The following is a 19,962-nucleotide window of genomic DNA, read 5'->3' as shown; positions in this document are numbered from 1 at the left end:
AGGAAAGAATAAAAGTGATCCCCTTTCTATGTTCAAGTTTATCTTTGCGTTATTAATTTCTATTTTTGTTTTTGAGCTTCCCTCTATAGCGCAGCAGCTACCTGTTTATAATCATTTTTATCTAACTCCATATTTATATAATCCAGCCGAAGCAGCTGCTTATCCTTTTAGAACTGTTTCTTTGAATCATCGTCAGCAATGGAGAGGAGTAGAGGGAGCTCCAGTAGTTACTACCTTAACTTTTGAATCTCCGTTTGACTATAAGAAATATGGACTTGGAGCCACACTTCGGAATTTTGATCGTGGACTTTTAACTACTACTGATTTTTTAGCTACTTATTCATACAGAATAAATTTAACCAAAAATTCTTCTTTTCATTTTGGTATATCTGGAGGACTTACAGCCAACAGCATTGACATCACTCAAATTCAAGATTTAAATGACCCAGCAATTAATAATTTCCTTAATAATAATATTCAGCCTATCTCCAATGTCGGATTTAAATTAGAAACTTCAAGCGGAATTAACTTTGGAGCATCTTTACCGCGATTATTCAAGCCACAATATGCCAACAGCCAGAATTTTGAAGCTTTTCAAGTATCCCCATTTGATGAAATTACGGTGATGGCTTATTTTAAAAAACCCATGGAGAATAAGCTTGTGACAAGGAGAAATGGTCGGTTTAAAAGAACCGTTAAACTAGAAGATGCCTATGCCCCTTTGCAAATTTATGCGCTTTATCAATACTCGCAATTTGTTGGTCAAAGAATAGAATTGCTTAGCACCTTGAATTTTAACGAGATTTTCTGGATTGGCGGCTCTTATAGACTTAATTACGGTATGTCAGGAATGGTGGGATTTAAAATGCAAAAGCTAGCGTTCAGTTACGCCTATGAGCCGTCCAGTAAACTGGTGAATGGTTTTACTAGTGGTTCTCACGAAATCCAACTTAATTTAACTATAGGTGATAAGCTAAAGAAGCTGGTAGAAAGGCCTAAATTAAAAACGCTTGAAAGAACTGAAGAACGTGCACCGCGCTTTTCCAGTAAAGATGTACAGCACGGTGGAAATGAGGACGGTTATCAAAAGAAGAAATTCTACGTAGTTGTAAAGGAATTTAAGGATTTCAATTCAGCTGACCGCCTAGTGAAGAGTTTGAAAAAGGATGAAGACATAACATCCGATATCTTTTTCAATAAGCAAAATGGAGTATATTACGTTTATATTTATGAAACCTTCTCTAGAAGAGATGCCTACAAAGATAAAAAGGCAGCAGAGGAGTTAACGAAATTTAAAAATATTAAGGTTATTATTGTAGATATGGAATAGCAAAAGCGAGATCCATTCAAGAATCTAAATCATGAAACTTTTATTAAAATATCTCTTCCTTTTTTATCTGATAGTGGCCGCAAATCAAGCACTTGCACAAGATGTTGTCATAGAGTCTGTAACTCCAAAAGAGGGGTATTCAGGTCAAATAGTGGATATCAAAGGTGTGGGGTTAACAGGTGCTGATCAAGTGTTTTTCGGAAGTGTAGAAGGAGAGATTATTAATGTTAGCGACCAATTAATTGAAGCTACGGTGCCAAATGGTGCCACTTACGATAATATAACCATTTTAAATTCTACAACAGGTCTTATTTACAGTAGTGAACACTTTATGCTTAGCTATGGGGGAGAACAGGGGGTCGAAGCTTCCAATTTCAGTCCTCAAATTGATTTTTCTGCAGAAAGTGGGTTATATGATGTCAGCGTTAGTGATTTGGATGGTGATGGGAAAAACGATATAATTGGAGCAAATTCCAATTCCAATTCCGCTACTATTTTAAGAAATATTAGCACACCAAATAACCTTAGTTTTGTAGAAACCCCTTTGAACTTGGGTACTCCAAGCTTAAATAGTACTACAGGAGATTTGAATGGAGATGGTAAGCCGGAAGTGGTATTTTCAGAGGGGGATGATGGCAATCGGCTTATCATTTTAGTGAATTTTAGTACAGAAGGTAACCTATCATTCACACGACAATTTATCCCCATTAATAGCTCTTCCACAAAGCGAGTAGTTATTAAGGATATGGACCTTGATGGAAAGCCTGACTTAGTGGTTTCTGATCAAAAAAGTAATAGAATTTATATCGTTAAAAATACCTCTGCAGCAGGAACTCTTTCCTTTAGTGGGGACATAATAGAGCTCATAGTTGAGAATGCTCAAAGAACTGCAGGTTTAGATGTAGAGGATTTAAATGGAGATGGTAAACCAGATATTATTACTAATCAGTTCCTCACAGACGGTGGTGGATTTTTTATAGCGAGTAATCAAAGTAGTCCTGGTAACTTCTCTTTTAGTAGCTTTAATGAATTTAGTACGGGTGGAACTCTTGTCAATCTTAAGGTAGGGGATCTCAATCAGGATAACAGGCCCGATATTGTCGCCACTTTATTTTTAAGTTCTTCCGTAGCAGTTTTTGTAAATGAAACTACTGGCACTGGTGAAGTTCCGCAATTTTCTTCTGCTCAAAATTTGGCGACAGACCTTAGACCATGGGGATTAGATTTTGGTGATATAGATGGTGATGGAAACGTAGATATAATTGTTGCTAACACTGGACCTGATAAAACCGTAAATGTGTTGAATAACGATGGGTCAGGTGGTTTGCCTTTCTCCAAAGTTTCATTACCTGTTGAATTCATTAATAGAAATATTAAAGTGGCAGATTTGGACGGTGATAGTAAGCCTGATATTGTTTTTTCTAGTGTGGACGATGAAAGTAACAATATTCCAGCATCAAAAATCTCCATTCTTAGAAATAAAAGATGTATAGTACCTGTAATTACTCCAGAGAGCCCCATCAATGCATGTATTGGAAATCCGGTACGATTAGAAGCCCAAGATTTAGATGGAGTCACTTTTGAATGGAAGCAAGATGGAACCACAGTAAAATCAGGGGCTGATAATTTCCTTGAGCTGAATGATGCTGCTGAATCAGGAAGTTATACAGTTTCATTATTTTCAGAAGAGGGAAATTGCATCGAAACATCAGAAGCTGTGGAAGTTTCAATTACCTCTGCTGCAGCTCTTCCCAGTGCCGATATCACTTCAAATGCACCGGTATGTACCGGAGGAACCCTTACTTTAACATCTACTGATGTTGGAGCAACCACCTATGAATGGCGTGGCCCTGAAGATTTCAGTGCGACAGGTATTAGTATAGATGTTGAAAATTTTAACTCGAACACAGCGGGTCGTTTTTATCTTGATGTTTATTCAGGATCTTGCGTTATTGAAACCAAAAGCATTACAGTTGATGTAATTTCCAGCCCTAACTTTTCTATTGATCAAGCAGGAGAGGGGACTTACTGTGTTGGTGAAACGGCTAGTCTCACAGTGACACCCGCTGATAGTGATTATACTTTTCAATGGTTTAGAGGCAGTGAAGTGATTTCAGGAGCAACTTCCCAGACTTTCAATCCTACTGATCCGGGCAATTATTTTGTAGAAATTACTGATCAAGTCAATACCTTCTGCCCGAAGATTTATTCTGATACGCTTGCAGTAGCATTTTTAGAAGAGCCTCAAGTAGACTTTACATTGCCTTCTACTGCATGCATCTCAACGCCAGTAGCTTTTGCAAATGAATCAGTAATAGCCGATGAAGCAACTGCTCAATTTAGTTGGGATTTTGGAGATGGAGGTACTTCATCAGATCAAGATCCAACGCATGTATACAACACCGCCGGAACTTACGATGTAGTTTTGGAAATCTCTTATGATGGTTTTTCTTCTTGTGCATCGCAATCAACAAAGCAGATTGTGGTCAATGGAGGGCTCAGTGTAGAAATTACTGCTTCTGCACCGTCTATTTGTGAAGGAGATAATGTGGTTCTCTCGGTCGATGGGACATTTGAATCCTACCGGTGGGATACTGGAGAGACGAGTCCTACCATCACAGTAGATCAAGGAGGCACTTATTCTGTAACCGTAGCAGATGCGAACGGTTGCGAGGGTATTACTGAAATCTCAGTTCAAGAATTCCCTTTGCCTGATGTGACATTGACGGCATCGAGTATGGCTATAACTCAAGGCGATACGGTCACTATATCCGCTTCAGGACTGTCTGATTTTCAGTGGACTGCAGATTCTACGCAATTAAGCTTTACAGAGGGGGAGATAGAAATTGCTTTATCGGCTACTACTACCATTAGAGTAGAAGGTCAAGATGAAAATGGGTGTTTTGGAAGTGCGGAAATTGTTATTCAGGTAAATGAAGAAGGTAATATTGGGGATCGGCTTACTCCTATGAGATTCTTTTCCCCAAATAACGATGCTATAGCACAATTCTGGGAAATAGATAATATTGAAAATTTTTCGCAGTGCGGAGTCGAAATTTACGATCAACAGGGGAATAAAATTTATGAAGCAAAACCCTACAACAATGACTGGGAAGGAACCGCCAATGGTAGCCCTATCCCAGATGGGGTATATTATTACGTTATCAAATGCGAAGGGACTGGAATAGCAAAATCTGGTAGCATTACCTTGCTGAGGTAGCATTTTCAATTGTTTAGTTACTCTTCTTCTTCAAGAATTTTTGCTTTTTCCTTTTCAAATTCTTTTTGAGTAATTACACCATCTTCAAGTAATTTTTTCAGTTTGACGAGTTTTTCGTACTTACCCATGTTATTCGTGGTGTAGGGACTGGCCTTTTTGCCTTCCAAAGGCATTAACCTAAAATTATAGTAATCATCATATTTGGTAACTGCGCCCGAGGCTATGTCTATTCCCCAAAATATAGGGTTGAAGAAATTAATAATGGAGACCGTATTCAACCTTGCATCCAATATATAGCCAAAGTTTTTATAGCCTGCGAGTTTAAATTGTATTTCTTTGCCACCGTAGAGTAAGGCGTCTAATTCTCTATCCACTTTTATTGTTGCGGGTGTTACACCCATCTGCTGGCCGTTAATTATTATTTCAGCGCCTTGTGGATTGGAATCTATAGCTACTTTTTGCTTAGTACCTGTAAAAAGTGTCGCACAGCTGGTACTAATAAGTAATAGGACTGAAATCGAAATAGTGAGCGCTTTTTTCATACTTGATAATATTTAGTGTTGATAGTTTTTTGCTAGAGTAGAACAAATTTTGTGTCTATTATCATAGTTGTTTGTGATATTGTTTGCCTTTATCCTACTAAATTCACTCAGATTTCCATTATAATCGTTTCTGTTAGTATTTTTTGACTCTTTTAAAGGGCTATCGTATCCTGTTATATTAATCCCAGCGACTCAATCCAAAACTGCTCAAGTAGTCTTCTAAAGGACCTAACCCATTTACCATCCGAACAGAATCAATACGAGTAGTATCAGCAATGGGCCACACAAATGTTTTTTCAAAGCGTTCCCCGCTAATTGAATCTGTTTCATATTCTGATCTTATTTGGGTTCCAAATAGTTGATCTTCACCCCGATGCATTAGATATCGGTCTTGGTACATACCGGCTAACCTTTTATCGAGCTCATTTTCTTTAGCTGCAGCGACAATAAGATTGTAATACTTTTCTTGTATAATATCAGGAGCATGTTGTAACACGTAGAAAGTCGATTTACTAGCCGAATTCCCCACTAAACTCTTACCTGGATATCCTCCCACTTGATCTATTATTTCAATTACTCGCTCCAAATTGGAACGATCTATTTGCATTTGTTTCTTCCAAAGTTCCCCCATTTCAGGCGAGTTCCATCCGTATTCCTCTTGAACCTCTTGCATTTGCAGACGGTATTTTTGATCAACCACCAGAATGCTATCTAGCTCAATTGCTAGCTTCTCGGTATTAAGTGATTTTTCTGTATTGCAACTGAAAAGAATTAGGAGTAAAAGTGGCATAATTCTACGCATGGCATCTGCTTCTATAAATTACATTAATAATCATGAACTAAATGTATAAAGATTATATAAGAAAAGAAGAATGTTTACTTTGAAGTATACATTTATTTAATCCAGCAATTCATCAAGCTGAAGATTATAATCGTACTGCAAATCTTCCTCCATTTTAGCTATAGTTTTACGAATAGAGATAAGCAATCTTTCATACAAATTATCTAAAACAATATTTTCTTTAATAGAGGGCTTTAATTCAAGCATTTTCTGGCAGAAATATAGTAGCAATTCAACCTCTGTCGTCTTCTTTTTGGAGTATCGGATATGTTTCCTCGTGCTCCGCAATACTTTTCGGACTGTTTTCTTCATCCAATAGTAATTCTGATTGTTTATATCCAGGAATTGTAGGTCAATTTCGCTTTTAACAGACCGTATGTAATCCTCTTCATTGGAAGCTTCAAATAGCAAGTAGGTCAGCAGTTCCTTATTCTCCTTTTTAAATCGGCCTAAGTTTAAACATAAATTGAGCAGTTCTTCCTCTGATCGATGCTTTAATTCCTTTTTGATTTCTGCTAATGTAGCTGCTTTCATTTAGTTTGGTTTTAGAATAAGCAACCAAAACAATCTTTGCTTGAAATGCTACTGTTGGACTGATTTTTTTTGGTCTATGTAAATTCGATGAAAGCAGACTACTATATTTTAGTTTATCCAGAATTTCTATTCCTTGATTCCCAGAAATAAATTGCATCAACAGGAATAGTCAAGAAGACAAAGAGTGCAGTTTAATTTGCGAATAAATTTGAGAAAAGGTACTGATGTACTTTATAGAATCAATTTTTTCTCATTTCTTTCATATTAGTTTCAAATAGTGAAGCCGTTATCCTAAGTTTTTAGTACTTTGCGACTTATTTTAAATTCCTATTATTCATAAAATACCACAGCCTTGAAGAAGACTTTATTTTTAGTGATTCTGCCCTTATTTTTTATCAGCTTTAGCAACGCCCAAGAAATTTGCAATGATGGCATTGATAATGATGGAGATGGTTTTATCGATTGTTTTGATGGAGATTGTATATCCGATGCTGCTTGTGATGGCTTTTATATGGGAAATGATGCCTCTTGTGTAGCTGAGCCAAGCATTTTTCCACAATTTACGCTTTCCCTAGGCTACCAATCTAATAATAATGCTAGTTTAAATTTAAGTAGAATAGCAATTGGAGATTTAGACAGAGATGGTATTCCTGATATTCTATCTACTAATCGAAATGATGATAGAATTTTCCTTCTGAATGGTGACGATGCCACTATCAAGCATCAGGCGACTACCAATAACCCTTCCTTCAGATCAGCGGCAATGGCAAATTTGCAAGATGACAATTGTGGAGAAGTGTTTATTATAAACGAAAATAGCGGTAGTGATTATAGGATTAGATCTTTCGACTGCGAATTAAATGAATTATGGGTTTCTGAGAGATTTAATCAAGATCCTGTATTTGTAAGTTTCGCAGATTTTGATCGAGATGGTCAAGCAGAAATGTATTATAAAGATGAAATTAGAGACCCAGTTACGGGAACCAGAATAGTAGCTTCCACTACAGGAAACTGGAATAATATCCCTAGTGGCGGAGTAGCTGTTGACATAGTGGGTGATGCTGATTTGGAATTAGTATTGGGTAATAGAATTTATGCTGTAGAACTTAATGGAAGAACGCAGGATGTGGGTACCTTAACGCTGCTGGCTACTATGCCTTCCGCATATCAAACAAAGAATAATAGTTTTGCTTCTGCACAAAGTTCAACCACTTCAATAGCTGATTATAACTTAGATGGAAATCTTGATGTTATCATCACGGGTGCTAATGGAGGAAACGTATCCAGTGTGTTCTTTTGGGATGTAATCAACAATACGGCAAAGGTTTTTAATGACCCTATAGGTACTGGTACTTATCAATTTGGCTGGCAAAGAGGAATGGGTAGAGTTAATATAGCCGATTTAGATGGCGATGGTCAGTTAAATGCTGCTTTTGTTTCCGGACAATTCCTTTATGCCTTAGACGAAAATTGGGAACCATTATGGGTTGATGCATTTGGAGATCCAGCACCCGTAGTTGTAAATGAAGAAACTTCAGGAATAACAGGTGCTACTCTTTTTGATTTTAATGGGGATGGCAAATCAGAAATTGTTTATCGTGATGAAGATTACTTATATATTATGAATGGAAATGATGGTAGTGTGAACACCCAAATTCATTGTCGGTCAAGAACTTCAGTGGAATATCCAATAGTCGCAGATGTGGATGCCGATGGCTCAACAGAAATCTGTGTGACTTGTGCTAGTGAAAATCACTTACCAGGGACACCAGGAAGAAATTTAGATTTGAGCACTCCAGCTGAGGTTAGAGTTTATAAATCAGGAGGCGAACCATGGGTACCGTCCCGAAAGGTATGGAATCAACATGGCTATTTTAACGTGAATATCAATGATGATTTGACTGTACCTCAAAATCAGCAAAAGCATCAATTAGTGTTTTCAGATGGAGTTTGCACATCAGGCCCCAATCGACCATTAAATAACTTTCTAAATCAAGCGCCATTGCTTACTTCTGATGGTTGTTATGCTTATTCAGCACCAGAGTTGAATCTTATTGAACCAAGCTTGGCAATTAATTCATCTAGCTGTTCATCACAAGATTTTACGGTAAGCTTTGAGTTTGAAAATAATGGAGATGTAGCTATTTCCGGACAAATACCAGTCACATTTTATGATGGTGATCCATTGGTGGCAGATGCTAATAAACTCAATACTGAATTGATTACGCTAAGTAATTTTTCAGTTGGAGAAACTTTTACTGCAGAGAATATTTCAGTCAATGGACAAGCTGAAAATTTCACACTTTATGCTGCTTTAAATGATAATGGTTCTACTACTCCTTCACCAATTAGTTTCCCAACTACCAATTTTCTAGAATGCGATTACAGTAATAATATCGCATTATTGGAAGTAAGTGGTCAAACTATTACATCTATCACTCAAAGTGAAACTATAATATCTTTACCAACATCTTGCTCCGAAAGTAATGGTCAACTAGAAGTTGAGGCTGTTTCATCTGATAATACATCTGGTTTTAATTTTAAATGGTTTCAAGGATCGGCAGCTACTGGAACTCCATTTTTTACAGAGTCGGGAGTAAATATCTCTCAAGCCATTAATTTAACGTCTGGCCTTTATACAGTTGTTGCAACTGATATTGACAATGGTTGTGTAAATGAAGCGGTATTTAATCTTCCTTTTGCTGATTCACAGGAGATAGATATTACCTCAATTACTAATATCACCTCTTGTGATGGGCAAACAGATGGTGAAATTACGATGGAATTAAACCCAGTGTCTTTACCAGATGTAGATGAATCAAATTATATAATTCGGCTTTATGAAGGGAGTGATGTAAGCTCATACCCAATTGCAGCGAAGAATGGCATTGCAAGTCAATCAAGTTATACCTTTTCTGGATTAAGCGAAGGAGATTACACAATTGAGACTATTGGAGATGAATCCTTAGATAGTTGTTCAGTCTATTCTTTTGTAGGCGTAGAAGATAATACTCCACCTGATTTGAAATTATCAAGGGGTTTCTTTCTGACTCCTCCAAATTGCCCGGATGAACAGTTTGCAGTGAGCTTCGATTTTAAAAATATAGGAGGCGCTCCATTTTCAGGAGATGTCCCGATCACATTTTATGATGGCGATCCTTTAATTGCTGGAACCAATAAATTAAATACCGAACTAGTTACAATAAGTAATTTAGATGTTGATCAGGTTGCTTCTGCTGTTGATCTCTCAGTAAATGGATCGGGAGGGAATTTCACCTTATATGTTGTTTTAAATGATAATGGCTCAACAACTCCAACTCCTATTAGCTTCCCTAATTCAAATTTTTTAGAATGTGATTATACTAATAATATTTCTTCCGTAGGTATATACCCCATTCCATTTGCACTTTCAACGGAGAAAACTAATAATATAACTTGCTCTTCCGATGGCAGTAGCCTAGCTCCCAATGGTTCTGCAAGGGTGTTTAGATTAGTGAGCGGTGCTGAGGTAACGGCCGATTATGATTTCTTTTGGTTCAATGGCACAACCGTTGATGGCCCACCGGACTATACAGGTGCTGTTTACACAGGTTTGAGTGCAGGAACTTATACTGTTTTTGCAAAAGATAAATTAGCCGGATGTAGTTCTGACACTATTCAAGTTGTTATTGACGATACTGCTGAAAATCTCGAGGCGGCTATTACTGTTGATAACGGAAATTCAAATTGTTTAAATCCAAACGGACAATTAACAATAAGTATTAATGGGGGCGAACCTGTTGGAAATTTTGACTACGAATGGTATGAAGGAAATACAGTGGGTGGAGGCTTGCAAATCAGTAATAGTCACATTGCAAATAATTTAGAGTCAGCTACTTACACTGTCTTAGTAACAGAGAAAGCAACTGGCTGTCAAACGATTGAATCTGCGCAAGTGCCAGAAGAGACTGCTACTCCTGTAGTCACAGCTACAGCAACTGATATTGCTTGTTCTGATACCGGTACTGGAATCGTTTCAGCTTCGGTAGGTGGTGAAACCACAGGCTATACGTTTGAATGGTATATCGGAAACAGTGAGAAGCCAACAGCTGATTATACCACAAGTACGGTTAATAATTTGCCACCTGGAAGTTATACCGTAAAGGCTACCAATGATGTCAGTGGTTGCGAATCAGCGCTTGTTACTGTGGTTGTTGAACAAACGCTTTCTCCGGAAATTGCTGCTACAACGAGCACGGAAAATAATTCATGTGACCCCAGCCAGCCTAATGGAACAGTGACAGTTTCGATAGTAGGGGAGGCCTCAGAACACACAGTAGAATGGTTTGCAGGGGTCGGTGCCACGGGTCCAGTTATTAGCGATTCGCTTGCGTTGAGTAGTTTAGGGGCAGGAGAATACACGGTAAAAGTTACTTATGATGATACCGGCTGTTTTATTACAGATCGAGTAACGGTTATTAATAATATAGTGCAGCCTAATTTGACGGCAAGTGCTAGTCCTGTAAATTATTGTTCACCTTTTAATGGTAGAATTGCAGCTAATGTCGATTTAGATTCAGAAAGTGATTATACATTCTATTGGTATGAAGGGACAACCGTTAAAGATTCAACCGATTTCTCCGAGGCCGGTAATGTTTTGGCCGAACTGGAAGCTGGTTTTTATACCGTACAAGCATTTCATAATACACACAATTGCTTAACAGATCCAGTTACGATTGAAGTAGTTAATGAAGCTACATTTTCTGCAAGTATCTTAACTACAGTAAATGAGGATTATGGCTCGGTAGCTAATGGAAGCATAAGCATAGGAGTTGATAAAGCTGACCGCACTTATGAGGTTTTCTTAAATCAGCAGGCCTATAAAATTTTTAACACTGGCTTAAGTGAATTAGAGATAACTAATCTTACTGCGGGCGTTTACGAAATTAAGGTAATAGATACCACATCAGCATGTAGTGTCAATTTAAGTATTGAGATCTTTACTAACCCCAATACCTCCACTGATATTTTGAGTTTTAGTTTACCTAATAGTACTTCTGCGGCTGTTATTGATACGACAAAGCATACAGTTGAAATTGAAGTGGAAGGATTGACAGATATAACAAGTGTAGTTCCAGAAATTGAAATTTCCGAAGAAGCATCTATTAGTCCTAACATGGAAGAGGCTAGAGATTTTACAGAGATTGTTGTTTATACTGTAACTGCTGGAGATAGTACAACCCTTCAAAACTGGGAAGTGACTGTGACTAAAGCGCCTATTTTAAAAGAAGATCAGACGATTACCTTTAATCTTCCAGATACGCTAAACCAAGATCAGTCTCCATATCCTTTAGAAGCAAGCTCTTCCAGCGGGCTCCCAGTTCGCTTTTCTGTAGAAAGTGGATCTGCAAGTATACTTAATGGTCAGTTGGTATTAACAAGGGAATCAGAAGTAACTATAAAAGCATATCAGGCTGGGAATGACACTTTGAATTATGCTGAAGTTGAAAGGACAGTCACCGTGCTAGGATCTTATGATATTTCAGTTGATATATTAAGACCAGATGATAGTGCTCTGGAGGAAGGACTAGCTAAGCTATTTCTAAAAAATGGAGGCATGTTTCAAAGAAAGAAATTCTCTAATGGAGATTTGGAATTTACTAATGTTCGAGCAGGTGAGTATATTTTACAAATTATACCGTTAGGAAGTGCTACTTCTGATGTTTTCCCAACCTACTATGCCAATACGCATTTTCATAAGGATGCTTCAGTGTTAAGGGTTGATAATGACATGAGCCTGAAGGTATATATGAAAGAAAAGACTTCAGCATCAAATGATAATGGAAATGGCCGGATTAATGGTAGAGTAGTAAAATCAGAGGATTCATCTAATGAACGTATAACTTTAGGTAAGGCGACAGGTGGCGAGGGAATAGGCGAATTGATTGTGTATTTATTGAATGAGTCTACAGGTGGAGTAAGTGGAGTTGCCGTAACTGACGAATTGGGTGATTTCAATATGGCTGAGATTCCTGAAGGAGACTATAACTTACTACTTGATATTCCAGGGCTAGAACAAGAGGCCACCTCTTTTGAACTTCCATATGATAAGCAGAATTCAGAAATCAGCCTTGTCATTTATTTAAATGAAAGTGGTGTTGTGAATTTTGATATCAACACCGTCTTAGGAAATGATGATGCTGAAATTGACTTCAACTTATATCCAAATCCAACCAATGGAGAACTGAATTTGAATGGCTACACTGGGACTGAGCAAGAAGTTTCCGTTATCTCTGCAAATGGAGCGGTAGTGAAGACCTTAAAGCTGTCAACAGCTAGAAGACAAAAAATAGATTTGACCGACTTGAAAGAAGGGGTTTACTACTTGAGATTTGACAGTGGAAAACAGAGCATGGTTAAGATTATTAAAAATTAATCTGAGAAGCTTTATAATGGCAAGATGAAGTACTTTCTGTAGAGTTTTCAAATTTAGGGTTGATCTGATCTCCCGATAGTCACAGGTCTAAGAAGCACTTGTCTCGAAATGTGGGGCAAGTGTTTTTTATTGAATGGGTATTTTAAATATTGAAGCGAATATTTGATTGGTATTTCTTATCAATTTTTAAGAAGTGAACTCAGGTTATCAGTAATTAAGAATTGATTAAAGCCGAAAAAGAGCCTTTCATCTACCTTCTTGAATTCACCAACGAAGATTATAATTTGGCTTTAGAAAGAGGTAGGATAGTTCAATATCTGATGGCTATCAGTTAATTCTTGAGATATTATTAATTCATGCTAACCTTCGTTTAGGCTACTCCACCAATCAACAAAAGCAGCCTAGAAAGAAAAAGTCAATTAAAAAACACTAGTGTCTGCCCCACAGATCGAGGTCAGCTTGTAATGGCTGTAGCTTTAGTTAGTTTTTATTTAAAGAATTAATCGAAATCCCTTCATCTACAACATCGATTTCTATCTCAACTTCTATTTGTTCTTTCTTATTCTCAGTTGCATAGAAATCGGTAGTTTTAAAACTAGAGAGATTTTTTGTAAATAAATTTGTGCCTGCAATTAGGATGTCATCATTTATATAAAAGCTGGAGCTTACATATTAACCAGCTAGATCTATTTTTTTTATTCTATGACGAGCAAAAACTAATTAAATTTGTAAAACAGAATAATAAAACACTAATAACTAACAAACAATATAAGTTTTTAATATAATGCAATCTTGATATCCACTATTATTAGTGTTGTGTAGTGCTCGATATTAAATTGAAAGCAAGGAAAGCATGTGACAAAAGTGATAGTAGATCGTTCTAATAGTATAATCAAAACCATGAATAAAATTTACTTTATAGTAATAATTGTTATAAATACAAGTTGTAATAATTACAAGGACAGACCTTCTATAGCTAAAGATTTTAGTTTTATTAGCGATAGTTTAAATATACAAACAAAACTAAGTGAGCATAAATTACGAGGTTTCAGTATTGCTGTGTTTGAGAATTATAGAATAGTACATAAGCAACAGTGGGGAGTAAAAGCAGCAAACAATGAAGAAGAAATAGACGAAAATACTGCCTTCTCTACAGCCTCTATATCAAAACCTGTTACTGCGTTACTATGTTTGATTTTAGAAGAAAAAGGACTTATCAACTTAGATGAACCCATAGAAAAATACTTGAAGAGATGGCAGTTACCTGAAAGCAAGTTTACTTCTGATATTGAAATAACTTGGAAACACTTACTTTCCCATACAGCTGGCACAAGTCAACACGGTTTTGCCGATTATTATGAAGGAGATACCATCCCATCGATAGTTCAAAGTTTAAAGGGACAGCTTCCACGATATAATGATAAAGAAATTGAGTTTCTATTTGTACCAGGAACAAGTTGGAAATATAGTGGCGGTGGTTATGTAATTGTTCAAATGGCTTTAGAAGATCATTTTAAAAAAACTATATCTGAATTGGCTAAAGAGTATATTTTTGATCCATTAAACTTGGTAAATTCTAGCATGATTCAACCTAATGAGAAAGGATTTTTGAGTAATGTTGCCAAGGTGCATGACGAACATGGAAATGTAATAAAAACAGGTTTGCCTATTACTCCTCAGGTAGCTCCGTCTGGTATGTGGTCAACACCTACCGATTTAGCGAAATTGACTATTGAGATTCAAAATGCGCTGAGAAATAAAGGAAATACTTTAATCAGCCATGAAGTTGCCAAAAAAACGACTGAAATTGCAGCTTTAAAAGACGCTGTTGGTGGTTGGAGCTTGGGCTGGCAACTTTCTTTTGGATATGATAATTACAATTGGTTTCAATGTAATGGTTCAAATACTGGCGTTGGTGGTGATGTATTTGCAACAATAGAAGACGGGAATGGGTTTGTAATTTTTGCTAATGGTGAAAAAGCAAATAGATTTCCTGTAATTGATTATACAAGGAATACACTACTAAGAATTATGAAGTGGAGAAAAGTAATTCCTCGCGATAATATTAAACCCTTACCTACAAATTTACAGAATGCATTAGTTGGTACATATGATGATTTCTTATATCAGCAGAGTTTTGAAACTACCATTATTACCAAAAACAATCGCTTGTATGTTCAGTCTCCTTTCTTTGAGCATTTTAAAGGCACTAAAGAAAGTGAAATGGTATATCTTGGTGACAATGTTTTTAAAATCATAGACTACCCAAATTTTTTAAAATTGGAAATGGATGAAACTGGGCAGGCTATAAACTTTATCATATATAGGGATTCCCTTGATACTCTTGCAGTAACTATACCTTTAATTAAAAAAGAAAACAATTGACTCTACTTTTTTGAAAGTAAATAGTCGTTAGGTTCAACATAATCAAAATCTGGAGAATCTGCAAAAGAATGGCTTTACGAAAAGTTGAAATCCTTGAAAAAACATGAATTTTGAAAACCAACTCATCTTTTTTTTTAGTGCTTTAGGGGCATTTAATGGGTTTTTATTAACCCTCTACTTTGCTATTGTGGCAAAAAGGAAAAAGTTTTCAAATTACTTTTTAGCGCTATTAATGCTGGTCGTGAGTATAAGAATTGCCAAATCTGTATTCTTATTTTTTAATCCAAATATATTTAGTGCTTTTATACAAATAGGGCTTACTGCATGTGTATTAATTGGGCCTATACTTTACCTGTATACCTTATCTCAAACAAAACCACAAAAAGCTAAACAATGGTGGATTCACATAATTCCTTCTTTCGGTATAGTGATTATATTAGGAATTGTATATCCATATTTAGACAATAGAGAATTGTGGACCAAATTCTTAGTTAAGGGAATTTATTTTCAATGGTTTATTTATATTCTTTTAACAGCGTTTCAACTAAAGCATATTCTAAAAAAAGTAGTCTCAAAAAATATAAAGCTTAATGTGAATGAAGTTTGGTTATTGAATATTTTTGCAGGAGTATCAATTATTTGGTTTTCATATAATATAGGTTCTTATACATCTTACATTGTTGGAGCATTATCATTCTCATTTGTTTTTTACCTTTTAGTTTTACTCTGGTTGTTTAGAAGGGATAAAAACTCCTTATTTTTTGATGAAAAAGAAAAATACGAGAATAGAAAAATTGATAAAGAGGAAGTAAAATTAATTACAGAAAAATTAACTGTCATCAAGGATAAGAAGCTCTTCAAAAACCCTAATTTAAAAATACTAGATATTGCTAAACAACTAAATATTTCTTCTCATCAATTATCACAAGTTCTCAATGATAATTTAGGTAAATCATTTTCAGTATTTATAAACGAACTTAGAGTTGAAGAGGCAAAGCAGTTAATAAATTTAAATGATATTTATACAATTGAAACCATTGGTTATGATTGTGGTTTTAACTCGAAATCTACTTTTTTTACAACTTTTAAAAAGATTACGGGAACTACTCCAGCTCAATACAAAAAACGAAGACGGTAAAAAGGATGAATTAAGAGTATATATTTACAAATTGGTAGTTCGGTTTTATAATAGAGAACCTTTGTAAATTAGAATGATTGCATATTGCGGTAAATTAAAACAGTATGCAAAAAATAATATTTATTCTATTAATCATTTCGTTTATTGTAGGATGTAAAACCTCACAAAAAAAGGAAGATAGAATACTCTTTGTAGTATCTAATCAACATACTTACGGGAGTACAAATTTAATTGCCTCTAATCATTTTTCTGAAATTGTCTTGGCTTATGATATTTTTATAAAATCAGGCTACAAAGTAGATTTTGTAAGTCCAAAAGGCGGAGCTATTCCTATTGGGTACATAAGTAAAAATGATAGAATTCAGAAAAAGTATCTAAACGATACTGATTTTATGTATTTGTTTAAAAACACACTTCGTCCAAACGAGATTAATCCATTAAGTTATAAAGCAACCTATTACAGTGGTGGAGGTTCTGCAATGTTTGGAGTACCAGAAAACAAAGAAATTCAAACTATTTCAAGATCTATTTATGAGAACAATGGTATAATATCCACGGTTTGCCACGGTACAGCAGGTATTGTAAATTTAAAATTATCAAACGGAAGATATATATATGAAGAAAAACAAATAAGTGGCTATCCTGATTTTTTTGAAAATATGGATTCGAAAAAATATAAAACCTTTCCTTTTTCTATCGAAAAAACAATCAATAAACGAGGAGGAGAGTTTTCATATTCAAAAGAAAGAAATGCAAATTATTTTAAGGAAGATGGAAGATTAGTGACAGGTCAAGATCCTTCTTCTTCAATTTCGGTTGCCAAAAAAGTTGTTGAAATGCTTCAAAACCAAAAATAGCTAATAATATGATATTTTCACAAAGAAATATTAGTTCGATAGTGTTACTTCTAATAGTTACACAAGTCTTGAGTTGCAAGTCTCAAACTAGAGAAAGAATAATATATGAGACAGTTAAAAAACATGTTCAATCATTTTTAAAAGATAAAAGATTCAATGCGGTATCAATAGCAGTTTATTCTAAAGGAGCAAGTCACATTAATCATTTTGGAGAATTGGATAAAGGAAAAGGAAATACACCAACCAATGAAACATTATATGAAATTGCTTCTGTAACCAAAACTATGACTGGCTACTTAGTAGCAAAAGCAGTTAAAAGAGGTAAAATTAAATTATCTGACCCAATAACAAAACACTTAGGTGATGAATATAATAACCTTACTTTTGACGGCATTCCAATAACTATAAAACACTTACTGACACATACTAGTGGTTTGCCCTCAAACGTAAAAGGAATTCCTGAGCTATACACTGATGCCACTAAAAATAGTTATGGGAAAGCACAATATTTATTAACAAGTTATCGAAAAGATTCTTTATTAAGTGATTTAAAAAGACTAAAAATAGATCGATTACCAGGTAGAGAATACACCTATTCTAATGTAGCTCCCAACCTGCTAGCATACATTTTAGAAGTTGTTTATGATGTTCCATTTAACATATTGTTAGAGAAACATCTCTTTGAGCCAGCTAAGATGAAAAATACTTTTATTAATCTACCTCAGGAAAAGCGGGCGTTATTAGCCAATGGATATAATGATAGTGAAGAATTGATGCCCAACTTTAAACAACCAATTCAGCTTTGGGGTGCAGCAGGTAGAATAAAATCGAACAGTATTGATTTACTCAATTATATAAAATTTCAATTGAATACTAAAAACCCAGTAGTAAAAGAATCACACCGTAAATTATATAAAGACACAAATTCTATATGGATTGGCTACTTCTGGGAAATAATGGATGATGAAGATGGCTTACATATAGAACATCACGGTGGTATTTATGGCAGTCAAAACTGGTTGATCATTTATCCGAAGTATGATTTTGGAATTTCATTTATCGTAAATTCTAGTTTCCCTGAAGTTAATCAACTTATTAAAAAAATAACTCTAAATATCTTTAAAGATCTTAAATAACTTAAAATTAAAACAATGAAAAAAATATTCATCGCATTATTTCTTTGTATTAGTGTTTCACTAAATACTCTTGCTCAAGAGTCTGATTATAGCCTCGTAGAAAAAACAGTTTCATATTATTTAGACGGCGGTACAAATAACGACTTTGAAACGCTTAAAAAAGCTTTTCACAAAGACGCTAGGATGAAATTTATTAGGGGAGAAAACTACACGGAGGTAAACGCTCTTGATTTCTTTGAAAAAGCCATCAAGCCAGGACTAAAACAAAACCGTACTTCTATAGTAGAGCAAATCAATATTGCTGGTAATGCGGCAAATGCACGACTTCGTATTGACTATCCTAACTTTTACTTTATCGATTATATGAATTTGTTAAAAATTGATGGGGAATGGAAAATCGTAAACAAGATATTCCACAGACAAAACAAATAATAATTAATATAAATCTACTCTAAAGGGTTATAGTAGTATAAAAATACAAATGATAAAAATCATATAATAAGCTTCAATACAAACTATTACAAAAACTAATTTAAACATGAAAAAACTTCTAAGCCTTTACATTCTAATGGCTTTTTCAACTGCAAGTTGTCAGCAAAGTAACGTTGCGGACTACGTACAACAACAATACGAAAAGGGAGAACTCAATGGCAATATATTGGTAGTAAAAGGCGATTCCGTACTTTATGAAAAATCTTTTGGTATTGCCCATCCTGAAACAAAAGAACAGTTGACAGCTGCACATCGTTTCAATATCGGTTCAATCTATAAGGAATTTCCAGCAGTTGCTGTAATGCAACTCATTGAAAAAGGAAGCCTCAAACCTGATGATAAGATTAGTGATTACTTAGATGATTTACCCGATTGGGCATCGTCAATAAGCATACAACAACTATTCAAGTACACCAGTGGTTTACCTAAGGTGTCATGGGAACATTATGTGGATAACAAAATACCAATTACAGAACAATTACTTTTGAAAGATTTAAGAAAGGTAGAGGAACTCGTTTTTAAACCTGGTACGGATTATCTGTATTCAAACTATAACCCCTTATTATTAACGCTTATCGTTGAAAAGGTGTCTGGGCAATCCTTCGAAGATTATGTTCAACAACATATCTTTAAACCTGCAAAGATGACCGATAGTTATTTTGGCAAGGCAATGCCTTACAAAAACGAAGTACTACCCGCTATAGCATTTGATAAAGATTACAATTTTGACCCCTTTAGAAATAGAGAGGCAAAGTTTTTAATGTTGTTTACTACAAAAGATCTTTACCAATGGCTCTATCATTTACATAGTTATCAATTGCTATCAAAAGCATCTATAAAGTTCCTTTCAGAAAGAGAAGGCTCACAATCACCTTTAGGAATTTTAGAATGGGACGGAGACCAACTTGAAATGCACCATCATCATGGTGAACAAGGAAACTATGAAAGCGTCATTAGATACTACCCTAAAGATGATTTGTACATTGTGATTTTAAAGAACCAAAAGTACTTTAATGTTATGGATATGGCAGATGATATACATGATATTGTAACCAACACTAAAAATTAAAAT

The 19,962-nt window shown here is 35.3% G+C and carries 12 protein-coding genes; 9 read left to right on the top strand and 3 right to left on the bottom strand.

What is annotated here, in order from left to right:
• Positions 1–28: 28 nt before the first annotated feature.
• Positions 29–1,330, top strand: a complete 1,302-nt coding sequence (locus tag B9Y84_RS08810; RefSeq protein ID WP_085516717.1) for a PorP/SprF family type IX secretion system membrane protein — start codon at positions 29–31, stop codon at positions 1,328–1,330.
• Positions 1,331–1,361: 31 nt separating this feature from the next.
• Positions 1,362–4,550 (top strand): FG-GAP-like repeat-containing protein, encoded by a 3,189-nt coding sequence (locus tag B9Y84_RS08805; RefSeq protein ID WP_085516716.1) that lies wholly within the window; start codon positions 1,362–1,364, stop codon positions 4,548–4,550.
• A 17-nt stretch (positions 4,551–4,567) separates the two neighbouring features.
• Here the strand turns inward: B9Y84_RS08805 and B9Y84_RS08800 are convergent, their stop codons facing one another.
• From B9Y84_RS08800 to B9Y84_RS08790, 3 genes are all read right to left on the bottom strand, one after another.
• Positions 4,568–5,092 (bottom strand): PEGA domain-containing protein, encoded by a 525-nt coding sequence (locus B9Y84_RS08800; protein ID WP_085516715.1) that lies wholly within the window; start codon positions 5,090–5,092, stop codon positions 4,568–4,570.
• A gap of 178 nt (positions 5,093–5,270) precedes the next feature.
• Positions 5,271–5,894 carry a DUF6624 domain-containing protein gene (locus B9Y84_RS08795; protein WP_139827992.1) on the bottom strand — a complete coding sequence of 208 codons (624 nt, stop codon included), beginning with the start codon at positions 5,892–5,894 and terminating at the stop codon, positions 5,271–5,273.
• 96 nt (positions 5,895–5,990) lie between these two features.
• Entirely contained in the window at positions 5,991–6,467 is a 477-nt protein-coding gene (locus B9Y84_RS08790) for a hypothetical protein (RefSeq protein ID WP_085516713.1), read from the bottom strand.
• A 352-nt stretch (positions 6,468–6,819) separates the two neighbouring features.
• Here B9Y84_RS08790 and B9Y84_RS08785 point away from each other — a divergent pair, with 352 nt between their 5' ends.
• From B9Y84_RS08785 to B9Y84_RS08755, 7 genes are all read left to right on the top strand, one after another.
• Positions 6,820–12,882, top strand: coding sequence for a T9SS type A sorting domain-containing protein (locus B9Y84_RS08785; RefSeq protein WP_085516712.1), 6,063 nt, complete (start codon positions 6,820–6,822; stop codon positions 12,880–12,882).
• 900 nt (positions 12,883–13,782) lie between these two features.
• The gene (locus B9Y84_RS08780) at positions 13,783–15,267 is read left to right on the top strand and encodes a serine hydrolase domain-containing protein (protein WP_139827991.1); all 1,485 of its coding nucleotides are present in this window, start codon (positions 13,783–13,785) and stop codon (positions 15,265–15,267) included.
• A gap of 103 nt (positions 15,268–15,370) precedes the next feature.
• Complete coding sequence (locus B9Y84_RS08775; RefSeq protein WP_085516710.1) at positions 15,371–16,405, top strand: helix-turn-helix domain-containing protein; 1,035 nt, start codon at positions 15,371–15,373, stop codon at positions 16,403–16,405.
• A 104-nt stretch (positions 16,406–16,509) separates the two neighbouring features.
• Positions 16,510–17,262 (top strand): type 1 glutamine amidotransferase domain-containing protein, encoded by a 753-nt coding sequence (locus B9Y84_RS08770; RefSeq protein WP_085516709.1) that lies wholly within the window; start codon positions 16,510–16,512, stop codon positions 17,260–17,262.
• 8 nt (positions 17,263–17,270) lie between these two features.
• The gene (locus B9Y84_RS08765; protein ID WP_085516708.1) at positions 17,271–18,398 is read left to right on the top strand and encodes a serine hydrolase domain-containing protein; all 1,128 of its coding nucleotides are present in this window, start codon (positions 17,271–17,273) and stop codon (positions 18,396–18,398) included.
• A 15-nt stretch (positions 18,399–18,413) separates the two neighbouring features.
• Entirely contained in the window at positions 18,414–18,830 is a 417-nt protein-coding gene (locus B9Y84_RS08760; RefSeq protein WP_085516707.1) for a nuclear transport factor 2 family protein, read from the top strand.
• A 106-nt stretch (positions 18,831–18,936) separates the two neighbouring features.
• Complete coding sequence (locus tag B9Y84_RS08755) at positions 18,937–19,959, top strand: serine hydrolase domain-containing protein (RefSeq protein ID WP_085516706.1); 1,023 nt, start codon at positions 18,937–18,939, stop codon at positions 19,957–19,959.
• Positions 19,960–19,962: the final 3 nt, after the last annotated feature.

The sequence above is a fragment of the Marivirga sericea genome, from assembly GCF_900177665.1.
Lineage (GTDB): Bacteria > Bacteroidota > Bacteroidia > Cytophagales > Cyclobacteriaceae > Marivirga > Marivirga sericea.
This window is presented reverse-complemented; position numbering and strand designations above follow the sequence as displayed.